We start from the raw sequence: 2,097 nt of genomic DNA, 5'->3' as shown, positions 1-2,097 counted from the left end.
AAGATCAGCAGGTTCCACCACCATGCAAACCTAGGACTTCTCTACTGATTGCTGGTATGGCTGGCGGGGGCAGATCAGTCTGACTGTCGTTGCGGATACCTCTCATCGGTGCTTCCGAGGTTCGTTGGATGCTTAATTATACCATATGGGTAGCTATTGGTTTTTCAACGGCCTGCTAGGGGCTGTTGACGTTTGCTGCGGGGATCACGTTTGAGCCGATTTGGGCCGGAGGCAAGGCGCGCAGTCCGACGCATAGTCATTCTATGCAAGGACTGGGCAACGCGGCCTCCGGCCCAAAGCGGCCAAACCCGCAGGGCCGGGCGCCTTTCGCGCCGACTCTTCGTTGTTCCACGCTGGCAGAGAATGACTATGCGGCGCACGAAACGCCTCGATTCGCCGCAAAACGCATCCCGGCGCGACCGCTCAGCAAACGTCAACAGCCCCTAGGCAGTTATGACTTTAGTAGTGTCGCCATGCGTCATCACAACAGCTTCTTCAGTTTCAGAAACTTATCTTCCAAACAAAAAACGAATCTCCTCCAATTTTCAGATCTAACCGATTGGGTCATAAAGGGCTTTTCAATGTTAATGAAAGTGAAATAACACAAACATATCAACGCCGGAACCGCACAGAACACCCACCCCCAATAGCTATTTACACTAAGTGAAATTATGGTCACATCTCCCAAAAAAACCCTAAGCAGAATAAATAAAACAAGTCCATGTAGCAAATATATACTATAAGAGACCTCCCCCAGCAATCTTGACACTCTAAGATTCAACAATCCAAACAATGAGTTCCCACTGGCAATTGCAAAAAAAATGGCACAAAGAAAAACCATGGAGATAATATCTTGAGGGTCCTTAATATACTCAACCATCACGAATATTAATATTAAAACCAAAAAAGATGCACCGTTAGTTGTCGCAAATTTCTTAATGGACTCCATGCGAATCAAGCTGGATACCAGCATGCCACCTAAAAAAGGCAATGCCGAAGTCAAAGATAACTTAAATAATGCCACGTATGCCAGAACAACAACTGGAAAGATGAGATAAGCTTTAGAAAATTTCAAATTTAATAAAACTGCAAAAAACGGAAGGCTTAGGTAAAACATCCACTCATACGGCAACGTCCATAAAACGCCTGCCATTACCGGCCCACCCAACCCTGTAATATGAAATGAATCAACAACAGGGGCACCGAATATGCCAAACCCAAGACTAGCCAACGCTCTTTTCAAGAAATCACTTTTCAAATCCCATTGATTAACATACCCAGAAACGAGAAATGAAAAGAAAACCGAGAAAAAAAACAAAGGGGCGATCCGAAAAATACGCGATGTGTATAGCTTTAAAAAATCAACCGAGAAATTATTGAATTTTGCATCCAGCAATCTCCCAAAAAAAAGGAATGAAGTTATCATAAAAAACATCATGACACTACCAGAACCCAAATATCTATACAAACTATCCGAAGGGTAGTCCCATTTCCCTGTTTTAATGAAAAAATACCATATACTAGAGTGGTGCAGGAAAACAAAAAAAGCCAAATACCCCCTCAGGCCATCAATAGATGTGAATCTAAAATTAGAAAGTTCAATCGGCCTTGCTCTATCCAATATAAATATTGTGAAAAGTGCCAAAAGCATTGCAATCAACAAAGGGGCCAACCCTGAGAACGCCATACTATTCCTCCTTAATATTTATATTCCCGGTACCGGCAATGGATAGCAGCAGCGCAATCGAACCTTCGTTGTCATTAGCTGATAGATCTTCCAACCCAGCTTGACCTGATACGAAATTTCGGATTTTACCATTACAGGTTGGGGTGTTGATGGAACAATTTGGTCACGATGCCAAATCGGCAAACAAAACACTACATCACCCCCCATTGTACGCAGATGGTTATAGAACTAGATCCAGTCTACCATGACACGGCTGGCATACCTCAGGCTTTCAAACGGCGGTCTCAAGAACCAAGCGCAACACCCTGATAAGGTGTTGCCATGGCCTCACATTGATCTGCCCCCGCCAGCCATACCAGCAATCAGTAGAGAAGTCCTAGGTTTGCATGGTGGTGGAACCTGCTGATCTT

At 44.2% G+C, this 2,097-nt stretch carries 1 protein-coding gene; it reads right to left on the bottom strand.

What is annotated here, in order from left to right; translation table 11 throughout:
* Positions 1-481 precede the first annotated feature (481 nt).
* A complete protein-coding gene (locus QUG01_RS19855; RefSeq protein WP_500831596.1) occupies positions 482-1,687 on the bottom strand; it encodes an acyltransferase family protein in 1,206 nt (401 codons plus the stop codon).
* Positions 1,688-2,097: the final 410 nt, after the last annotated feature.

The organism is Chromobacterium sp. CCUG 76385 (assembly GCF_059916625.1).
Note: the sequence above shows the minus strand (reverse complement) of the source record. Positions and strands in the feature narration are given on the sequence as shown.

What these genes read in the sequence shown, in the direction of transcription:
- QUG01_RS19855 (WP_500831596.1), bottom strand. Translation starts at nt 1,687, where the DNA reads ATGGCGTTCTCAGGGTTGGCCCCTTTGTTGATTGCAATGCTTTTGGCA.